At 48.9% G+C, this 19,204-nt stretch carries 19 protein-coding genes and 1 tRNA gene; 8 read left to right on the plus strand and 12 right to left on the minus strand.

Translation table 11 applies throughout. The features are described from left to right. Positions 1-40: 40 nt before the first annotated feature. The 5 genes from N7268_RS11395 to ppiB all read right to left on the minus strand — a co-directional run bounded on the left by N7268_RS11395 (position 41) and on the right by ppiB (position 4,826). Positions 41-523 (minus strand): glutathione peroxidase, encoded by a 483-nt coding sequence (locus tag N7268_RS11395; RefSeq protein WP_260862982.1) that lies wholly within the window; start codon positions 521-523, stop codon positions 41-43. Between the two features lie 274 nt (positions 524-797). After that, complete coding sequence (locus tag N7268_RS11400; RefSeq protein ID WP_260862984.1) at positions 798-2,726, minus strand: putative bifunctional diguanylate cyclase/phosphodiesterase; 1,929 nt, start codon at positions 2,724-2,726, stop codon at positions 798-800. A gap of 17 nt (positions 2,727-2,743) precedes the next feature. Continuing rightward, positions 2,744-3,238, minus strand: coding sequence for a molybdopterin-dependent oxidoreductase (locus N7268_RS11405; RefSeq protein WP_260862986.1), 495 nt, complete (start codon positions 3,236-3,238; stop codon positions 2,744-2,746). A gap of 368 nt (positions 3,239-3,606) precedes the next feature. Then, positions 3,607-4,329: a UDP-2,3-diacylglucosamine diphosphatase gene (gene lpxH, locus N7268_RS11410; RefSeq protein WP_260862987.1), complete on the minus strand. Its 723-nt coding sequence runs from the start codon at positions 4,327-4,329 to the stop codon at positions 3,607-3,609. A 2-nt stretch (positions 4,330-4,331) separates the two neighbouring features. Continuing rightward, positions 4,332-4,826, minus strand: coding sequence for a peptidylprolyl isomerase B (gene ppiB / locus N7268_RS11415; RefSeq protein WP_198905044.1), 495 nt, complete (start codon positions 4,824-4,826; stop codon positions 4,332-4,334). 172 nt (positions 4,827-4,998) lie between these two features. On the opposite strand from ppiB, the gene cysS reads away from it, so the two are divergent. Next, positions 4,999-6,384, plus strand: a complete 1,386-nt coding sequence (gene cysS / locus N7268_RS11420; RefSeq protein ID WP_260862990.1) for a cysteine--tRNA ligase — start codon at positions 4,999-5,001, stop codon at positions 6,382-6,384. 39 nt (positions 6,385-6,423) lie between these two features. Here the strand turns inward: cysS and N7268_RS11425 are convergent, their stop codons facing one another. The 3 genes from N7268_RS11425 to folD form a co-directional block, all read right to left on the minus strand. Continuing rightward, positions 6,424-6,948: a metal-dependent hydrolase gene (locus N7268_RS11425; RefSeq protein ID WP_260862992.1), complete on the minus strand. Its 525-nt coding sequence runs from the start codon at positions 6,946-6,948 to the stop codon at positions 6,424-6,426. Between the two features lie 123 nt (positions 6,949-7,071). Continuing rightward, positions 7,072-7,284 carry a ribosome-associated protein YbcJ gene (gene ybcJ, locus N7268_RS11430; protein WP_198905041.1) on the minus strand — a complete coding sequence of 71 codons (213 nt, stop codon included), beginning with the start codon at positions 7,282-7,284 and terminating at the stop codon, positions 7,072-7,074. A 1-nt stretch (position 7,285) separates the two neighbouring features. Beyond that, positions 7,286-8,152 carry a bifunctional methylenetetrahydrofolate dehydrogenase/methenyltetrahydrofolate cyclohydrolase FolD gene (gene folD, locus N7268_RS11435; RefSeq protein ID WP_260862994.1) on the minus strand — a complete coding sequence of 289 codons (867 nt, stop codon included), beginning with the start codon at positions 8,150-8,152 and terminating at the stop codon, positions 7,286-7,288. Between the two features lie 574 nt (positions 8,153-8,726). Here folD and fimA point away from each other — a divergent pair. The 6 genes from fimA (at position 8,727) to sfmF (ending at position 14,796) form a co-directional block, all read left to right on the plus strand. Continuing rightward, positions 8,727-9,281 (plus strand): type 1 fimbrial major subunit FimA, encoded by a 555-nt coding sequence (gene fimA, locus N7268_RS11440; protein ID WP_198905039.1) that lies wholly within the window; start codon positions 8,727-8,729, stop codon positions 9,279-9,281. Between the two features lie 77 nt (positions 9,282-9,358). Then, positions 9,359-9,892, plus strand: a complete 534-nt coding sequence (fimI, locus tag N7268_RS11445) for a type 1 fimbrial protein subunit FimI (RefSeq protein ID WP_198905038.1) — start codon at positions 9,359-9,361, stop codon at positions 9,890-9,892. A gap of 41 nt (positions 9,893-9,933) precedes the next feature. Beyond that, positions 9,934-10,626, plus strand: a complete 693-nt coding sequence (gene fimC / locus N7268_RS11450) for a type 1 fimbria chaperone FimC (protein WP_260862997.1) — start codon at positions 9,934-9,936, stop codon at positions 10,624-10,626. A 7-nt stretch (positions 10,627-10,633) separates the two neighbouring features. Continuing rightward, entirely contained in the window at positions 10,634-13,255 is a 2,622-nt protein-coding gene (locus N7268_RS11455) for a fimbrial biogenesis usher protein (protein ID WP_260862998.1), read from the plus strand. A 4-nt stretch (positions 13,256-13,259) separates the two neighbouring features. Further along, positions 13,260-14,267 (plus strand): type 1 fimbria D-mannose specific adhesin FimH, encoded by a 1,008-nt coding sequence (fimH, locus tag N7268_RS11460; protein ID WP_260863000.1) that lies wholly within the window; start codon positions 13,260-13,262, stop codon positions 14,265-14,267. Next, on the plus strand, positions 14,260-14,796 hold the full coding sequence (sfmF, locus tag N7268_RS11465; protein ID WP_260863002.1) for a fimbria assembly protein: 537 nt from the start codon (positions 14,260-14,262) through the stop codon (positions 14,794-14,796). Before fimH ends, sfmF begins: the two co-directional genes overlap by 8 nt. Before the next feature lie 68 nt (positions 14,797-14,864). Here the strand turns inward: sfmF and fimZ are convergent, their stop codons facing one another. The 4 genes from fimZ to fimW all read right to left on the minus strand — a co-directional run bounded on the left by fimZ (position 14,865) and on the right by fimW (position 18,308). Then, positions 14,865-15,497: a fimbria biosynthesis transcriptional regulator FimZ gene (gene fimZ / locus N7268_RS11470; RefSeq protein ID WP_198905033.1), complete on the minus strand. Its 633-nt coding sequence runs from the start codon at positions 15,495-15,497 to the stop codon at positions 14,865-14,867. Positions 15,498-16,078: 581 nt separating this feature from the next. Further along, on the minus strand, positions 16,079-16,798 hold the full coding sequence (locus N7268_RS11475; RefSeq protein ID WP_260863005.1) for a fimbriae Y protein: 720 nt from the start codon (positions 16,796-16,798) through the stop codon (positions 16,079-16,081). Positions 16,799-16,824: 26 nt separating this feature from the next. After that, complete coding sequence (locus tag N7268_RS11480) at positions 16,825-17,550, minus strand: EAL domain-containing protein (protein WP_260863006.1); 726 nt, start codon at positions 17,548-17,550, stop codon at positions 16,825-16,827. Between the two features lie 164 nt (positions 17,551-17,714). Further along, complete coding sequence (gene fimW / locus N7268_RS11485) at positions 17,715-18,308, minus strand: fimbria biosynthesis transcriptional regulator FimW (RefSeq protein WP_260863007.1); 594 nt, start codon at positions 18,306-18,308, stop codon at positions 17,715-17,717. Positions 18,309-18,564: 256 nt separating this feature from the next. Here fimW and N7268_RS11490 point away from each other — a divergent pair. Beyond that, a tRNA-Arg gene (locus N7268_RS11490) sits at positions 18,565-18,641 on the plus strand. Positions 18,642-19,204 lie beyond the last annotated feature (563 nt).

Below are 19,204 nucleotides of genomic sequence, written 5' to 3' on the forward strand. Positions count from 1 at the left end.
CGGAAGCTCTCAAAAGTGAATGCTTCGAATTAAGACACGCTTAGCGCTTAAGTGCAGTAAGTATCGCCGTTTCCATTTTTTCCGGGGTGGTGAATGGCGCAAAACGTTTAAGCGGTTTACCGTCACGCCCGATCAGGAACTTCGTGAAGTTCCACTTGATCCGTCCACCCAGTACGCCGGGTAATTCGTCTTTGAGATAACGAAACACCGGGTGCGTAGCGACACCGTTGACCTCTACTTTCTCGAACATCGGGAAACTCACACCGTAGTTGATGTGACAGGTCTGCGAGATTTCGTCGGCGTTGCCAGGTTCTTGATTGCCGAACTGATTGCAGGGGAAACCAAGCACCACCAGCCCCTGGTCGGCGTACTTTTTGTAGAGCGCTTCAAGGCCTGAGTATTGCGGTGTGAAGCCACAATGGCTGGCGGTATTCACCACCAGAACCAGCTTGCCTGCGTAGTCGGCCATAGAGATGATTTGGCCTCGGAGGCTGGTGGCATGAAGTTGATGAAAGGTGGTCATCGTGAAATCCTCAGAGCAGAGCCTGTCAGGCGTTGACAGGGGGGACGGCGTGGATCGAAGCGAGTAGGTACAGTACCGGAGTGTGTTGCAGGTTCTGAATCATAACCTCGAGCGTTGCAATGAGGGCAATGCCGAAGAGGGTGGGGGCCTGGTCTCATAGCATCGCTCCTCTGCTGGTTGTTCGTGCGATTAAATCGTGTGCAATCTGTATTTGCACAGTCGAACAAAAAGAATGACAAACCGGCGGGGTTTGACCCGACTCCCATGGATTAACTTACCCGTTTCGAATTTTCCCATCGACACACGGCTGAGGTTTCCCAAACAGATAGCCTTGCGCGAAATCGCAGCCCAGTGCCTGAAGGCGTTCCAGCTGTTCCTGCGTTTCAACACCTTCTGCAACAGCCTTCATATTGAGTGATTTCGCCATACCAGTGATGAGTTTGATGATATTAAGGGCGTCTTCCTGGGTAGAGATCGAATGCACAAACGACTTGTCTATTTTGATTTTATCGAAGGCAAGTCTGCTCAGCCGCGAAAGAGAAGAGTATCCCGTACCAAAATCATCGATGGAGATTTTCACGCCCAGTGCTCTGAGCTTGTTAAGTGTATTCATCGGTGTATTGCTCTCAGTAAAGAGAGAGGACTCAGTCACTTCCAGTTCAAGGCGGTCAGCCGGAAGTCCTGTTTCTTTCAGAATGGACAGTACGATTCCGGCAAAGGCTTTGCTGCTTAGCTGGACAGGAGAAACATTGACTGAAATCTTAGCCGGAACCGCCCAGGAAGCCGCTTCCCGGCAGGCAATCTCCAGCACAGATTTCCCCATCTCGTTAATCATTCCTGTTTTTTCAGCGATCGGAATAAAGCTATCTGGCGACAGGAGTCCCTTCAGTGGATGTATCCAACGAATAAGAGCTTCATAGCTGTAAATTTCCTGGCTGAAAGAATCGACAATAGGCTGATAATAAACCACGAATTCTTTATTTATTAATGCCATGGACATATCATGTTCAAGGGTTCTGCTTTCTTGCAGCTTGTCTAACATGCGTTGCCGGAAGACTTTTATCTTACCTGAGCCTTCATTTTTGGCTTCATACAGGGCCAGATCGGCAAATTTATAAAGATAGTCGGAGCGGCGTTCAGTTTCTGAGATAACTATGCCCACACAGGCCGTTATATTTATAATCGTGTTATAAATAGTGTAGGGCTGGTTGATAAAATCACATATTTTTTGCGCTCGCGAAACAGCACGGCTCTCTGTCAGATCGCTCGAGAGATACGCAAACTCATCGCCGCCTAAGCGATAAAGCGTATCTGAAGCAAGGCTCATTGACATCAGACGGTGGGATATCTGGCGTAACAACATATCACCAGCGTCATGACCATATGTATCATTTATCTCCTTGAAGCGATCTAAATCAAACAGCATCACAACCACAGAGTGATTATTTCTTTCTGCAATCTCGATGGTTTTATTTAAATCTCCCCAAAAAAGCTGTCGGTTATTCATCTCCGTAAGAGAGTCATGGTAGACGTCATATTCCAGCTTTGCATTCTGGATTTGCAGTTTTTCTTTAGATGTCTGGAGCTCTTTGGCGAGGCTTTTAACCTGCAAATGCGCTCTCAGAATGTTTCTGTTTTGATAGAATATCATTACGCCCAGTATCGCACTCAATATTATCAGCAGTACAGACGTCGCTGAGTAAATATAGTACAGCGTTTGAATGTTGGTGTTGGCGTTGTTGATTGAGTTAACATCTTTGTTTAATGCACCGGATGAAAGACGACCCAGTGGCGAATCAAGCGAATGCATTTTTTTCAGGTATGTCTGGAGTTCTGAACGGTTCATTTTCTCAAGATGAACATCCAGATATTGAAGTGTGTTTTCAAGTTGTATAGCCAGCTCACGATGCGTGTTATTGCTTTCTATAAAACGCCCTAAATCACCTTCTTTCAGTAAATCACTCTGGCTGAGCATAATGTCGAGACGTAGGCGCACATCATCGATCTCCATCGTATCATCGATAGTGTAAAGACCCAGCCATGATTCGAATCGATAATATTCTGAGACGAGTTGCGCCGCAGACCATGAATCGGTGTAGTGAGTCAGTTTCTGTAACTCTTGTTGCCTTTCATGTACAAGGTAAGAAATGTACCCGGTAGAGATAAAAAGGGAAAAGATGATGGCAGCCAGTATTCTGTTCATTATGCTTCTGTGAACTCCTACTCAATATTCATTCTGCTGACCTGCCATGCAGACCTTGAATAGAAAATCTGATTATTCAGTTCAGGCATGCTGTCGTAGGGATACACAACGAATAATGGGCCTCTATCACGGATGCGCATATATTCTCCGTTGACTTTATAAGCAAGAATAACATTGTATTTGCTGAAATCATTGATAGGGATAACGGTGGTGTAGTCATTGAGTGCAGTGACCTTAACCACAGAACCCTTTGCCCCAACATAATCCATCAACTTTTGCAGTGGAATACCCGTAAAAGTCGTGCGGCCATTGTACCAGGGAGAGGTGGTCTGGAAACTTACCGCGCCGAGTTTCTCAAGGCTGGCGATATCGAAAACGGCTTTCCCGTCTTCATTTGTATTTTCTATATTACCAGAGAGTGTTAAAAGGACTTTTCCGGCAGGTTTGGTCAGTTCACCGGCCCAGACCTGTGTGGAGACCACAAAGCTTAACAACATGACAATAAAGCGCATTCTAACCTCATCGGGTTGCCGGATGTTAAAGAATTATAATTTAGTTATTATGCTATTTGTATATGCTGCTCAGTTATTATTGATGTAATCAGTTTGCCCATGCTTTAAGTGATTAAAATCAATAGGTTACTCTGTCTCTGTTTTTTAATATTAATTAAGTAAAGTCGGTATTGTTATTTGCTGCACGCACAATTTTATTGTGCCTGTACAAAAAATAAGCTGTCCGTTTGGCCGGTAAAAATAAACACGTATGAATATAAAGGTTTATTGTTTTGTTAGGCCCTGAATAAGGGGTAACGCTCGCTGACCTTGTCATTTCTGTGGGCCAAACGTATTCGTTTAAACACGACGCGTAGGGTGACGAAACGTTAAAACGGGAAGGAGATCAGTTCGACATTGTCCGGGGTGACTTTCACCATTGAACCTTCCGTGTGCCATGCGCCTAAAACGACGCGGAAAGCCGGAGCATCATTGGCGGTCAGTTCATGCACTGCCGGGCGATGGGTATGGCCGTGAATCAGCCACTGCACCTGATGTTTTTCCATCTCTGCGACGACCGCATGCGGGTTAACATCCATTATTTCCAGCGATTTCGTGCTGTTGGCGTTTTTGCTATTGGCGCGCATCTTCGCTGCAATGCGCTGGCGAATAAACAGCGGTAGAGCAAGAAACAGTGTCTGTAACCAGGGTTGGTGAACTTTGGCGCGAAACGCCTGATAACCGGCATCGTCGGTACACAGCGTATCGCCATGCATAATCAATACGTTACGACCATAGAGGTCGAGCACTTTTTCCTGCGGTAACAGGGTCATGCCGCTCTCACGGGCAAAACGTTTACCGAGCAGAAAATCACGGTTGCCGTGAATAAAAAAGCAGGGAACACCAGAATCAACCAACGCCTTGATGGCGGCAGCCATTTCACGATGCAGTGGATTGGGGTCGTCGTCGCCTATCCAGGCTTCAAAGAGATCGCCGAGAATATACAGCGCATCGGCCTGGCGCGCGTCACCGGCTAAAAAACGCAGAAAACCGGCGGTGATCGCCGGTTCTTCTGTGCAGAGGTGAAGATCTGCAATAAACAGTGTCGCCACGATTACTCGCTGACGGTCACGTTTTCGATGATAACGTCTTCTTTCGGTACGTCCTGGTGCATGCCGCTGCGGCCAGTGGATACGCCTTTGATTTTATCAACCACGTCCATGCCTTCAACCACTTCAGCGAACACACAGTAACCCCAACCCTGCATGCTTTCGCTGGAGAAGTTCAGGAAGTCGTTGTCTGCCACGTTGATGAAGAACTGAGCGGTTGCAGAGTGCGGAGCCTGAGTACGGGCCATCGCCAGCGTACCACGGGTGTTTTTCAGACCGTTGTTGGCTTCGTTTTTGATCGCTTCTTTGGTGGCTTTTTGCTTCATGCCTGGCTCAAAACCGCCGCCCTGGATCATGAAACCGTTAATCACACGGTGGAAAATGGTGTTGTTGTAGAAACCTTCGCGGCAGTAGTCCAGGAAGTTTTTAACTGTTTCAGGCGCTTTATCATCAAACGTTTTGATTACGATATCGCCGTGATTAGTGTGGAAAGTAACCATTTTTGCATCCTGTTCCGTTAGAGTAGTGCTTCGACCCTGGTCAGGGTCACATATAGGGGCTTGTTATAGCATAACCGCAAGGTTCGATCACCTTGCAAAGTGTGCTGCTTCGAGGCCGATTTATAGGTATTATAGGGCTTTGTTATCCACACACGTCTACACGGAATCTTCGATGTTAAAAATCTTTAATACACTGACGCGCCAAAAAGAGGAATTCAAACCCATTCATGCCGGGGAAGTCGGCATGTACGTGTGTGGTATTACCGTTTACGATCTCTGTCATATCGGTCACGGGCGTACCTTCGTTTCATTCGACGTTGTCGCGCGTTATCTGCGTTTCCTCGGCTATAAGCTGAAGTATGTGCGCAACATTACCGATATCGACGATAAAATCATTAAGCGCGCCAATGAAAATGGCGAAAGCTTTGTGGCGCTGGTCGATAGAATGATTGCGGAAATGCATAACGATTTCGACGCGTTGAACATTCTGCGCCCTGACCTTGAACCGCGCGCTACGCATCATATTGCGGAAATTATTGAAATTACCGAGCAATTGATCGCCAAAGGCCACGCCTACGTCGCCGATAACGGTGATGTGATGTTCGACGTCCCGACCGACCCGAACTATGGTCAGTTGTCGCGTCAGGATCTGGAGCAACTGCAGGCTGGTGCTCGCGTTGATGTGGTGGAAGTGAAGCGTAACCCGATGGACTTCGTACTGTGGAAGATGTCCAAAGAGGGTGAGCCGAGCTGGCCGTCGCCGTGGGGCGCTGGACGTCCTGGCTGGCACATCGAGTGTTCGGCAATGAACTGCAAACAGCTGGGCAACCATTTCGATATTCACGGCGGTGGTTCCGATCTGATGTTCCCACATCATGAAAACGAAATCGCTCAGTCCACCTGTGCGCATGACGGCGAATACGTAAACTACTGGATGCACTCCGGTATGGTGATGGTGGATCGCGAGAAAATGTCCAAATCGCTGGGCAACTTCTTTACCGTGCGTGACGTCCTGAAATACTACGATGCCGAAACCATTCGTTACTTCCTGATGTCGGGTCACTACCGTAGCCAGCTGAACTACAGCGAAGAGAACCTGAAGCAGGCTCGCTCTGCGCTGGAGCGTCTGTACACCGCGCTGCGTGGTACTGACAAATCCGTTGCACCTGCGGGTGGTGAGGCTTTTGAAGCGCGTTTCATTGAAGCCATGAACGATGATTTCAATACCCCGGAAGCCTACTCTGTGCTGTTTGATATGGCGCGTGAAGTTAACCGTCTGAAAGGCGAAGATATGGCAGCGGCTAACGCGATGGCTGCACATCTGCGTAAGCTGTCTGGTGTATTGGGTCTGCTGGAGCAGGAGCCGGAAGCGTTCCTGCAAAGCGGTGCGCAGGCGGATGACGGTGAGGTTGCCGAAATTGAAGCGTTGATTCAACAGCGTCTGGATGCGCGTAAAGCCAAAGACTGGGCGGCAGCCGACGCCGCGCGTGACCGTCTAAACGAGATGGGCATCGTGCTGGAAGATGGTCCGCAGGGCACCACCTGGCGCCGTAAGTAATTTTATTGCCGGATGGCGGCTTACGCCCTGTCCGGCAAATTAATATTTCCGATACCACCACAGTACGCCCATCATTATACTTCCCGGCAGCCATACCCACATCAACTCCGAAATTATCACCTGATGCCCGTACGGTGTGGCGTAGCGTGATAGCGCAAACGGGGCGACTTTAATCACCTGCCACGGCGCGAAGAAGCGTTCATCCGACCACGGCCACAACCAGCCAACACCTTTGCCGCCGGTGGTGACCGAATCCAGCAGGCTGTGCGACAGCAGTGAAACCGTCAGGAATAGCCAGCAGCGAGTTAATCCCGCCTTAAACCCTCGTCGGCCAATCAATACGCAGATCAACGGTACCACGAAGGCGAACAGCAGCGAGTGGGTAAAACCGCGGTGGCCAAATACATTGCCGTAGGCTACGCCAAGCTTAAACGACAGCACGTCGGCATCCGGCAACATAGCCAGAATGACACCAATAAACAGTAAGCGCGGGGGGATGACTTTACGCCCGAAACCTAACCCTAAACAGAGTGGAACGGCCGCATGGGTGACGATTGTTGGCATGATGATCGCTTCGAGTGGAAAAACAACATGCTAACAGTTCACTGTGAAGGGGTGATGAAGTCATTATCTGAAAACGAGAGGGGAGGTGGCCGGACAGGGGATAACCTCATCCGGCACCTGGCATTACGCGACGACGTTAACGCTGTGGCCTTCAAAGCTGACGGTCTGTCCGGCAACGATTTTGCAGCGTTTACGCGTTTCAACCGCGCCATCAACCTTCACCAACCCTTCGCTGATGGCAATTTTTGCCTGAGCGCCGCTTTCGCTCCAACCTTCAAGCTTCAGCAAATCGCAGAGTTCAACGTGTGGGTGTTTACCCAGTGAAAATGTGGCCATCTTAAACGTCCTTTACATCATGATATTCAACGCACGCTTGCAGCGTGTTTTCGATAAGTGTTGCGACAGTCATTGGACCCACGCCACCCGGTACAGGTGTGATATACGACGCACGTGCGGCAGCATCTTCAAAGACCACATCGCCAACAACCTTGCCATTCTCCAGACGGTTGATGCCAACATCAATCACAATCGCACCTTCTTTGATCCACTCACCCGGAATAAAGCCAGGTTTGCCGACGGCAACGATCAGCAGGTCAGCATGCTCGACATGGCGACGCAGATCTTTGGTGAACCGATGGGTTACTGTCGTGGTGCAGCCAGCCAGCAGCAGCTCCATGCTCATTGGGCGACCCACGATATTCGATGCACCAATCACCACGGCATTCAGGCCGTAGGTGTCGATATTGTAACGCTCAAGCAGGGTGACAATACCGCGTGGTGTGCACGGACGCAGGCGCGGCGCGCGCTGGCACAGGCGACCGACGTTATACGGATGGAAACCATCGACGTCTTTATCTGGCGCAATGCGTTCCAGAACTTTGACGTTATCAATACCGGCCGGTAACGGCAGTTGAACCAGGATACCGTCGATGGTGTTGTCTGCGTTGAGTGTATCGATCAGCGCCAGAAGCTCCGCTTCGCTGGTCGTTTCAGGCAGGTCATAGGAGCGGGAGACAAATCCCACTTCGTCGCAGGCTTTACGTTTACTTGCGACGTAAATTTGCGAAGCCGGGTTGCTACCAACCAGTACAACAGCCAGTCCTGGGGCGCGTAATCCAGCGTCTAAACGCGCCTGGACTTTTTGAGCAACCTCAGAGCGCACCTGCTGCGCAATCGTTTTACCGTCAATAATCTTTGCTGCCATCAGAGAGAGGATTCCGTCTGTTACGTTAAATCGAGGGGGATACGACTATTTTGTCAGAAGCGGGGCGTGATGTCAGTTTTCGTTTGCTTTTTTACATGCGATTAGGAATGTGATGCCCTTTGAGTGGGGAGGAGAGACTGGCATGACTTCCCCAGGAAGAGCAGTAAGCAGGCTAATCAAAATTAACGGCAGTGAAACAATTCATCACCCTTATGTTTTCATGGGTAATGCGTCATAAACCAGACTGTTACGTATCAAATGGTGATATTTGCGTCATTTTTGACCAGAATTTTCCTGGATACCATTAAGAATTAGCCAGGGTCATTAAAAGGATTTGCAGGTATTTTTCATTAATTTAAATGTTTAATTTATCCCTGTGACGAATTGTCATATTCGTGAAGGTTTATTAGTGAATCTGCTGCTCAGGAGAGTTGGGTAAAAGGTTAGCTAATTCTCTTACGATATATATCTTTACAGGATGCAGAGATAATTTGCCTGACATTTAATGTCAATAATGATTCAAACGGAACCCGCAGGACGCCGGAACCGGATGTGTGTAATTCAAGGGAAATCCATGAAACGTAAATTAATGACCTCTTCTGTTATTGCTGGCCTGATGTTAGTGGCGGGCTCAGCGGTTGCGGCAGATCCGGTAAGCGTTAGCGGTGGTACCGTTCACTTTGAAGGCGAACTGGTCAACGCAGCCTGTGCAGTCAGCTCTCAGTCAGCCGATCAGGTTGTTACGTTAGGCCAATATCGTACTGCCAGTTTTGCCGCAGTAGGCGATACCACGGCGCAAATTCCATTCACCATTGTGCTGAACGACTGCGATCCGAAAGTTGCGGCTACTGCAGCCGTCGCGTTCTCTGGTCAGACTGATGCCACGGATACAACGCTGCTGGCCGTGACCTCTGCCAATAACAGTGCAACGGCAACGGGCGTAGGTATTGAAATCCTGGATAGCGCGTCCGCCACGCTGAAGCCAAATGGTGCAACGTTCTCAGCCGCTCAGGCTCTGGTAGAAGGGACTAACACCCTGCGTTTCTCCGCGCGTTATAAAGCGACTGCAGCCAGTGCTACACCTGGCCAGGCAAACGCAGACGCGACCTTCATCATGAAGTACGAATAAGCCGTTCTGATTCGCGCAAGGACGATGCTTGCCTCATTGGATGAGGCAATATCCGGGGATGATGAGGGATGGGGCAGATGATTGGAAAAGGCGTAGCGCTGGCAGGAATGCTGGGCGTGATGCCTGCGTTTGCGCACACGGTGATACTGGAAAGCGGCCTCCTTCACTTACGTGGGCAGCTCGTCAACGGTGCCTGTACGGTTGCGACCGACAGCCAGGATTTACGGGTACAAATGGGGCAATACCGCACCAATGCCTTTTCTGGAACGGGAAGTTTTGCCTCTACCAGCGTGCCGTTTTCGCTGCGATTAACCGCATGCAGTGCCGATGTTTATGACCATGTTGGGATTGCGTTTTCAGGCGTTACGCCGGTGGAAGATCCGCAGGTTTTTCTTGCCAGCGGTGATGCTTCTGCAGCCACGGGGATCGGTCTGGCATTATTTGATGAGGGACAAAAACAAATAATCCCGAATGCGATGCCGCGCCATTATGCCCCGATATTAACACAAGAAATGACATTTCATTTCACCGCTCGCTACCGGGCTGTCTCGGAAAATATTATGCCGGGAACGCTTCGTTCAGATGTGTGGTTTACGTTGGTGTATCCCTGATTTATTTCCCAACGATAATCACACTAAAGGTATTTGTCGCTATGTTTAATTATCTAAAATCAGGCGTTATTATTTTACTGGCCTTATTTTCTGCCGCTGGCGCACAAGCCGCCGGGGGAATTGCATTAGGCGCGACCCGCGTTATTTATCCAGCCGAAGCCAAACAAACCTCTCTGGCCATTAGCAATAGCGATACCAAAGAGCGTTACCTGGTGAATTCATGGATCGAGAACAGCGCAGGCGTTAAAGAAAAATCATTCGTCGTCACGCCGCCGTTGTTTGTCAGCGAACCTAAAAGTGAAAATACACTGCGTATCATCTATGCCGGTCAGCCGCTACCTAAAGACCGTGAATCGTTGTTCTGGATGAACGTGAAAGCCATTCCGTCAGTCAATAAAAGCAGCCTTGAGGGGAAAAACGTGCTGCAACTGGCGATCCTGTCGCGTATCAAACTCTTTGTCAGGCCGAATAACCTCCCGCAGGTATCAGAAGATGCGCCAGGCATGCTGCAGTTTTCCCGTTCCGGTAACCACCTGAAAATCACAAATCCGTCAGCGTATTACGTCACGCTGGTCAACCTCTCTGTGGGAAACACAAAGGTGGATAACGTTATGGTGGCGCCGAAGAACGATACACAAATCCTGTTACCGGCTGGCGTTCAGGGAAACGTGACGTTCCAGACGGTCAATGATTATGGCGCAGTGACTCCGGCTAAAACGGTCAGCTTGCGTTGAGAAAACGATGAATAAGACAACGTATTTACCTGGCCTGTTACCGGGGTTTACGCCACCGCTGGCGGGGGTGGCGTTGTCCACGCTGGCAGCGTTATTTGCTACCTCAAGCTACGGGGAAAGTTACTTTAACCCGGCATTTTTATCTGCAGATACGGCGTCTGTGGCGGATTTGTCACGTTTTGAAAAAGGGAATCATCAGCCGGAGGGCGTTTATCGTGTTGATATCTGGCGCAATGACGAGTTTGTTGCCACCCAGGATGTCCGTTTTGCGACGAGCGCAGAGAAAACAGGTGAGAAATCCGGCGGCTTGATGCCGTGCTTTGGCCTCGACTGGGTTAAGCGTCTTGGCGTCAATGTTGCGGCTTTTCCCGCGCTCAGTCAGGACCCTAACAACACCTGTATTAATTTACCTGCGGCGATCCCAGGCAGCGAAATTACCTTTGATTTTTCCACCCTGCGCTTAAATATCAGTTTGCCGCAGGCCTCCATGCTCAACAGTGCGCGTGGATATATTCCGCCGGACGAGTGGGATGAAGGGATCCCCGCGGCTCTTGTTAACTACAGCTTTACCGGCAGCCGCGGGAGCGACACTGACAGCTATTTCTTAAGCATGCTGAGCGGCCTGAATTATGGTCCCTGGCGGTTGCGAAACAATGGCGCGTGGAGCTATTCCAAAGGCGACGGTTACCACTCGCAAAGCTGGAACAATATTGGCACGTGGCTGCAACGGGCCATTATCCCGCTGAAGGGCGAGCTGGTCATGGGCGACAGCAACACGGGGAACGATGTTTTTGACAGCGTCGGGTTTCGTGGGGCACGGCTCTACTCGTCAGACAGCATGTATCCAGATAGCTTACAGGGCTATGCGCCAACCGTACGTGGGATTGCGCGTACCGCGGCGAAGCTGACCATCCGCCAGAACGGCTATGTCATTTACCAGAGTTATGTCTCGCCGGGTGCCTTTGCCATTACCGATCTCAACCCAACGTCCTCAAGCGGTGACCTGGAAGTGACGGTTGATGAAAAAGATGGCAGCCAGCAGCGATATACGGTGCCGTACTCCACGGTGCCACTGTTACAACGTGAAGGGCGCCTTAAATATGACCTGGTGGCCGGGGATTTTCGCAGCGGCAACAGCCAACAGGATTCTCCGTTCTTTTTCCAGAGTACGTTAATCGCAGGTTTACCCGAAGGCTTCACCGCCTACGGCGGCACACAACTGGCATCACGCTACCGGGCGGTCGTTTTGGGAACCGGTCGAAACCTGGGGGACTGGGGGGCGGTGTCCGTTGATTTAACCCATGCGCGCAGTCAACTCGCGGATGACAGTACGCATCAGGGGCAATCACTGCGTTTTCTGTACGCCAAATCGCTGAATAATGTGGGAACCAACTTCCAGTTGTTAGGGTATCGCTACTCGACGCGTGGGTTTTATACCCTCGACGATGTGGCTTATCGCAGTATGGAAGGCTATGAGTATGAATACGACAGCGAAGGTAATCGCCACGACGTCCCTGATGTGAAGAGCTATCACAATTTGAGCTACAACAAAAAGGGTCGTTTTCAGATTAACATTTCGCAGAATCTGGGCGATTACGGGTCGCTGTATATCTCTGGTAGCCAGCAAACCTACTGGAATACGTCAGACACCAACACCTGGTACCAGTTAGGTTATGCCAGCGGTTGGCAGGGGATTAGCTATTCGCTCTCCTGGTCGTGGAGCGAATCCGTCGGCATCCCCGATACCGATCGCATTCTTGCATTCAATATGTCGGTGCCGTTCAGCTTGCTGACCGGACGACGCTACTCTCGCGACAATGCACTCGACCGCACCTACGCCACCTTTAACGCCAACCGCAACAGCAATGGACAAAACAGCTGGCAGAGCGGTATCGGCGGTACGTTACTGGACGGGCGAAATCTGAGCTACAGCGTGAATCAGGGCCACAGTAGCAGCAATGGCTATAGCGGGAATGCCAGCGCTAACTGGCAGGCGGCCTACGGCACTTTGGGCGTGGGATATAACTACGACCGCGATCAGCATGACTATAACTGGCAACTTTCCGGCGGCGTAGTGGGACATGCCGATGGTATTACGCTCAGCCAACCTCTGGGGGATACCAACGTACTGATCAAAGCCCCAGGCGCTCAGGGTGTGCACATCGAAAACCAGACGGGGGTTCAGACTGACTGGCGCGGATACGCCATCATGCCGTATGCCACTGTGTATCGCTACAACCGTGTCGCGCTGGATACCAACTCAATGAACAACAATACCGATGTGGAAAATAACGTCAGCAGCGTGGTGCCGACGCAGGGGGCACTGGTCCGCGCGGCGTTTGATACTCGTATCGGCGTGCGAGCGCTTATCACGGTGACACGTGACGGAAAACCCGTGCCCTTCGGCTCGGTTGTTCGTGAAACCCACAGCGGCGTAACCAGCATGGTGGGCGAAGACGGGCAAATCTACCTGAGTGGACTGCCGCTCAAAGGCGATCTGTTGATTCAATGGGGAGAGGGCGCAAACGCACGCTGCACGGCGCGTTATGCCTTGCCAGAAGAGAGCCTGAAACAGGCGGTCACCCTCACGAATGTGACATGCGAACGCCCATCGGCAGGAAAGGAGTAACACGATGAAACGACAAACAGGTTGGTTACTGGGGACGACTTTACTGCTCCTGGCAAATTCCGCATGGGCGACGGTCTGCCACAATTCGAACGGTACGCCGACGGATGTTTTTTACGATCTGTCGAATGTCTTCAATAGCAGTAATAACAAGCCCGGACAGGTGGTGACGTTGCCGGAAAAGTCGGGCTGGATTGGGGTAAATGCAACCTGCCCGGCAGGGACAAATGTGGATTACACCTATCGAAGCTATGTGACGGATCTTCCCGTGCAGAGTACGGAGGGCGGCTTTCAGTATCTGAAGCTCAATGACTATTTACTGGGGGCCATGAGCATCACCGACAGCTACGCCGGGTTATTTTATCCTCCGCGCAATTATATTCGTATGGGGACGGACTCGAATGTGTCAAAGCAGAAACCTTTTGGCGTCCAGGATTCAAACCTGGTGTTCAAATTAAAAGTGATACGTTCATTTATCAACATGGTGCCTATCCCCCGACAGACGATGTTCAGGGTCTATGTCACGACCAGCACCGGAGATGCCTTGAGTACAACGGTTTACACCATCAGCTACAGCGGCAAGGTTGAGGTTCCACAAAGCTGTGAAGTCAATGCGGGGCAAATCGTCGAATTTGATTTTGGCGATATTGGCGCCTCGCTGTTCAGCAAAGCCGGGGCGGGTAACCGGCCGGAAGGCATCAGCCCGCAAACCAAAACGGTCGCGATCAAATGTACGAACGTCGCCGCTCAAGCCTACTTATCGATGAGGGTTGAAGCGGAAAAAGCGTCCGGGCAAACGATGGTATCCAATAACCCGGATTTAGGTTTTATCGTCGCCGACAGCAGTGGTGTCCCGCTGACCCCGAATAACCTGTCCAGCACGATCCCGTTTCGCCTGGATGATAACGCCGCCGCGAATGTCAGTATTCGGGCATGGCCGGTCAGCGTGACGGGGAATAAACCGACGGAAGGGCCTTTTACTGCCCGTGGCTATCTGCGAGTTGATTATGACTAAAAAGGGAACACTATCCGTATGCGCGCTTTTGGTGAGCGTATCTGCGCTGTCATTCAGTTCGTTAGGGCGCGCGGATACTTCGCTGGGTGAGATCAACATTGAGTTGCACGGCAACGTGGTGGATTTTACCTGCGTCGCCATCGCCGGTGACAGCAATAAAACTGTTGAATTGGGTACGTGGCCGACAAAGCAGTTGAAGAGCGCCGGCGACATTACCCAACCGGTCTCTTTCACCCTGAAACTGGAAGGTTGCCCACCAGGGTCTGCGTCAATCACGTTTTCCGGTACCCCGGCAGCGGGCACATCGCTGCTGGCGCTGGATAATGCGGCGATGGCGCAAAAGGTGGCCATTGAACTGCGCGACAGCGACCGTACGCGATTGCCGCTCGATCAAGCCAGCCAGACTGTCGGCGTCGATGAAAATGGCAATGCCACGCTGACCTTCTTTGCTAACTATATTGCGCTAGCAGAGGGCGTGCAGCCTGGCCTCGCCAAAGCCGATGCCACATTTATGATTAACTACAATTAGACGTTCCCGCCCTATTGCGCACGTAGACTGAGAATGCCCTCCCGAACGACATCTCGTCGGGAGGGGAATTACATTAACTCATGCATTTTCGCATAATCGATAAGCTCGACAATGGTATGCAAGCCCAGTTTGGAGTAGATATTGGCTTTGTGGGCGCTAATCGTTTTATTACTGAGTAACAGTTGCTCAGCAATTTCTTTATTGGATAAGCCATTTGCAAGGTAACGAAGAACCGTTACCTCACGATTGGAGAGTGGCATATCATTCAGCGCTCCCTTATGTATATTGATGTTATTAATAAAGTTAAGTGTGTCCGAAGGGAAAAAAGAATATCCTGATAAAATCATTTTTACCGCATTATAGATATCATTTAGATCCTTTCTTTTACTGACAAAACCATTTGCTCCAGCCCGGATAGCTCGTCCGGCATAAAACGATTCAGATTTTGAAGAGAGAAAAAGGACCCGCGTGTTTTCCTGCAGTGATTTTATTCTCTTGAGCAGCGTAAAACCATCGGAGCCAGGCAGTTCAATGTCCAGAATGACAAGGTCAACAGGGTACGTGCGCAGATGGTCAATTGCAGCGCGGCTGTCATCAGTTTTCAACACCACTTCGATATTACTATTTTTTTCGAGCAAGACTTCTATCGACATTCTGACAATAGGGTGTTCGTCCATAATGATAACGGATGCTGGTTTCATTGTTGTAAGCCTCAAACTGTGTGCGGATCTCGCGCTTTTGATAAAACATCAGGCGTTATTAGTATTTTCAAATAGCCAGGCGTTGTTCTGGAGAAGAACCGAATAAATATTATCTCATCCTTGTTTATTCGGCCGTTCTTCGTCAGAACAATGAGTTTGTGGAATATCCATTTCACACCAGTAAAAACTAACAATTAATCAGAAAACAGTAGGGATTATACCTGCTGTTTTCGTTCGGAAAAGACTTACGGCACGTCAGTTCTTAATGTCAGTTAGGATCGTCTAAAAGATCCAGGTATGTTAACGGTCGTTAGTATTATTTTACTGTTGTTTGAATTATGGCAGATTGAAAAATTTTTATAAATACTAAAAACGACATAACACGCTAATTGTTTAGGTTTTGTTAAGTAGGCGATAGCGGCATTTCATCTCATTATGCACAGAATTCGTAAGGTTAAGGCAGGTATAGCGGGAAAGTATAATACCAGGAATAGTTGTAAATATTAAATTTATGTAAAAATAACATGTGGTTTCTCACTGTGAAATAAGTAATTTCCTAAAAAATCTTATATCACAGGGAGTTATGGTGTTAAATTAAATGAGGGGTAGGTAACATTAAGACGATGTATGAGGTGCAAAAAGCCTTGGCGATGTGGCAATCCCAGATGCGTAATCAGTTGATTAAGGCGATAGATGATGCGGTGATAAGGTTGATTCTGTAAATGGGCAATCTTCTTTAAAGAGTGGCCTTGTAATAAGAATGAAACCATCTCCCAGTCAACCTGCTTTATACGCGCCGACTGAATAGGATTATGTACCTGGGATAATAACGCGAGACGCATGTCCGATAGCTGCTGGCGGCGAGACAGGATATAAAATGGCCCCGCCATCGTGATAAAATTCTTCAGGTGTTCATCACTATCGGGAAGCAATAAAAAGATCTGAATATCATGGCGTTGCCTGGCGAGGTGACGCAGACATTCGAGTGTATCGAAATAAGAGCGTTCGATACCTTCCATATCAACGACTAACTGACTAAAACCCGTGTCATGCAGGCAGTTTTGAGCTGATTCGATGGTCTGGAAGACAGAAGTACGCGTCCCCGAAAATAAATAGCGATTCAATGTATAGGCGAGATAGTAATCCGTTGTGATAATTGCCTGAGATATTGTATCCCCCGGTAGAGAATAATTGAGTTTTTGCGCCAGATATTCAATCCTGTCAAATACCTGTGGTGTGCAGTGATGATAGTGATGGGTACTGTGGATATTTCGTAAACGGCGATGTCGTTCCCTGCGCATCCTTTCCTTATTCCTTTCCGTTTTTATTACGTTTTATCTGGGTAAGTTGCAGGCCATAAATATCCTTGACCCAGATTGGCACCGGCACACAGGGCAATCTCTTTATGTTTTTCGGTTTCAATACCCTCAATAATCATCAGATCCGCGACTGCCTGTGACATCTGAATCAGTCGGCGGAGCTTGCCGGGCGTTTTGCTCAATATCCAAAAGGCGTTTTTATCCAGCTTAACGCCTGACAGATGCCATTTAGCCTTGATAAACGCAATGAGCAGCGCTTCATTGACATCATCTAACCAGACTGGAATACCCCTGCTTTCAACCCAACGCATTGCCTTAAAAACCGTCGCGCGTTGGTCGATACTGAGAGAAAAAAAAGTCTCCGGGTCCTGTATTTCAATGATCAGCCCCGGCGGATAAGTGACCATGGTCAAATGAAATAATGGCCAATCCAGAAAGGCCCTCATCGGTAAATTCAGGGAGTAATAGTGATCCAGCCGGTAGCATCTGAGGGTGGCCAGTTGCCGGTAAAACAGATTCCTTCGCTGCTGTATCGAGAGTTGGTGGAAATATTTTTCACTGTTGAGATGTGCAGGGAGATGCGCCAAAACCTCTACACCGTATCTATAGTCGGTAGATAACTCGACAATGGGCTCAAATTTAAGCGGGAATGGCAGGGCATTTTCATCGCCGTTTGTTGGGGCGGTATCTGGACCTACAATTTTATCATTCCGTAATAACAGGCTCGGTGTCACGATATCCCCCTGGTACAGAGAAAATATTACCGAGTGTGTCCATTTGTTTCCTCGGAAATAATATATACAAATTATTGTGGCAGCATGGAAACAGGTACAGTAGACGCCGATGCTTAATTAACGATGAGATATTTCTCAATAAAAAACGTGCAAGTAAGAAACGTCTAGTTTTGCAGAAAGCTCAGGTTTGCTCTGATGTATCGCAAAAATTGCTGCTCGTTTTTGACATGCAGTTTTTTCATTATGCTCCGGCGCATTGTTCTCGCCTGAACATCACTGAGCGAGAGAAGGTGAGTCGTTTCGGCTAGCGTATGCCCGCTGGCGAGAAACATTAAAAACTGACGCTCACTAATAGAGAAATTACGCGTGGTACAGTAATGACAAACCGTTGCGGGAACGCTGCTGCGGAGCGCGCGTTTTTGCAAAATAAGCACCATTTTTTTGGTGATTTCATCAATATCATCTTCACGATAAATCAACGGTAGCATGTACAGGCAGGGGCGAAACATTAGCTTATCTTTATCGCATCCATTACAAATGATAACCCGGTGCTGGCGGCGGGTGTGGACAGGGACCTGATAACACCCCGCGCTGAACCAATCTTCGTCCAGGGATACAAAGGCGATGTCTGCACGATCGATATCTTCAACGGGTAAGAAGCAAATGTCCTGATGCCACTGATTCGCCAGACGGGAGATAATGATTTTCAACCCATGTTCGAAGTGACTATTTTCTTCCTTAATGGCGATGCTTAACATTGAAGAGATCCTAATCCTCAGGAGAAGTGATAGGAGAATGTTAAGCAAAATCATTAATTTTCTAAATACATTTAACCTTAAACCTGGGTTTATGGTGCCTGAGTTCTTACCAGGCGATTTCCTGGATACCTGTCTACAGCGAGAAAAAAACAACATTCGTACACTTCGTCAGCAACCAGAACAAAAGGCATTGACTCAGCATGCGCTGACCGTATAATTCACGCGTTTCATCTGCATGAAGTCATCACTTCACCATGCGCCCTTAGCTCAGTTGGATAGAGCAACGGCCTTCTAAGCCGTAGGTCGTAGGTTCGAATCCTACAGGGCGTACCATGACTGCCTCAGTCACGTATTTTTGTTCCAGCTTTCTCTTGTCTCCTCTGCGGGAAACCTTCAGACACTTATCTCTTAACACCGTGTTCAGTTGCTGTGCAGCTCTCGTTTAACGCTATGGTGCCGGTTACGCTGTCTCTATCTCTCTATTTTGTCGGTTGCTGCGCAGCGTAAAGCGGGGTGATGGGCAAAATTAGCCCGCTTGCTTGTGCCTCTCAGTGGTTGTGGGAAGGAACGATGTGAATAGAGGGCGATGTACATCACCATAAGGATGCCCGGGGTTAGTTTTTACTTCAGTTTTGTGTTAACAATTCATCAAATAGTATTGTTTACAAATTGCATATCAATAGTTTTCATCGATCTTTCCCTGTGTTTTCGATCTGTGAGAACTATTGATTAAATCTATTAGAATAATTTTATTGATCGTTTTTATCGATCGGTTATGCTAATCCAAAATGATTCGTCTTTTTGCTGTGCAGTTATTCATGGCGGGAGGTGCGCAATTGTTTTTTTTCTCTCTAGCAGAAAATGAAAAATAACGAAAATTGATCCTTCAAGGTTAA

This window comes from Citrobacter sp. Marseille-Q6884, assembly GCF_945906775.1.
Classification (GTDB): domain Bacteria; phylum Pseudomonadota; class Gammaproteobacteria; order Enterobacterales; family Enterobacteriaceae; genus Citrobacter.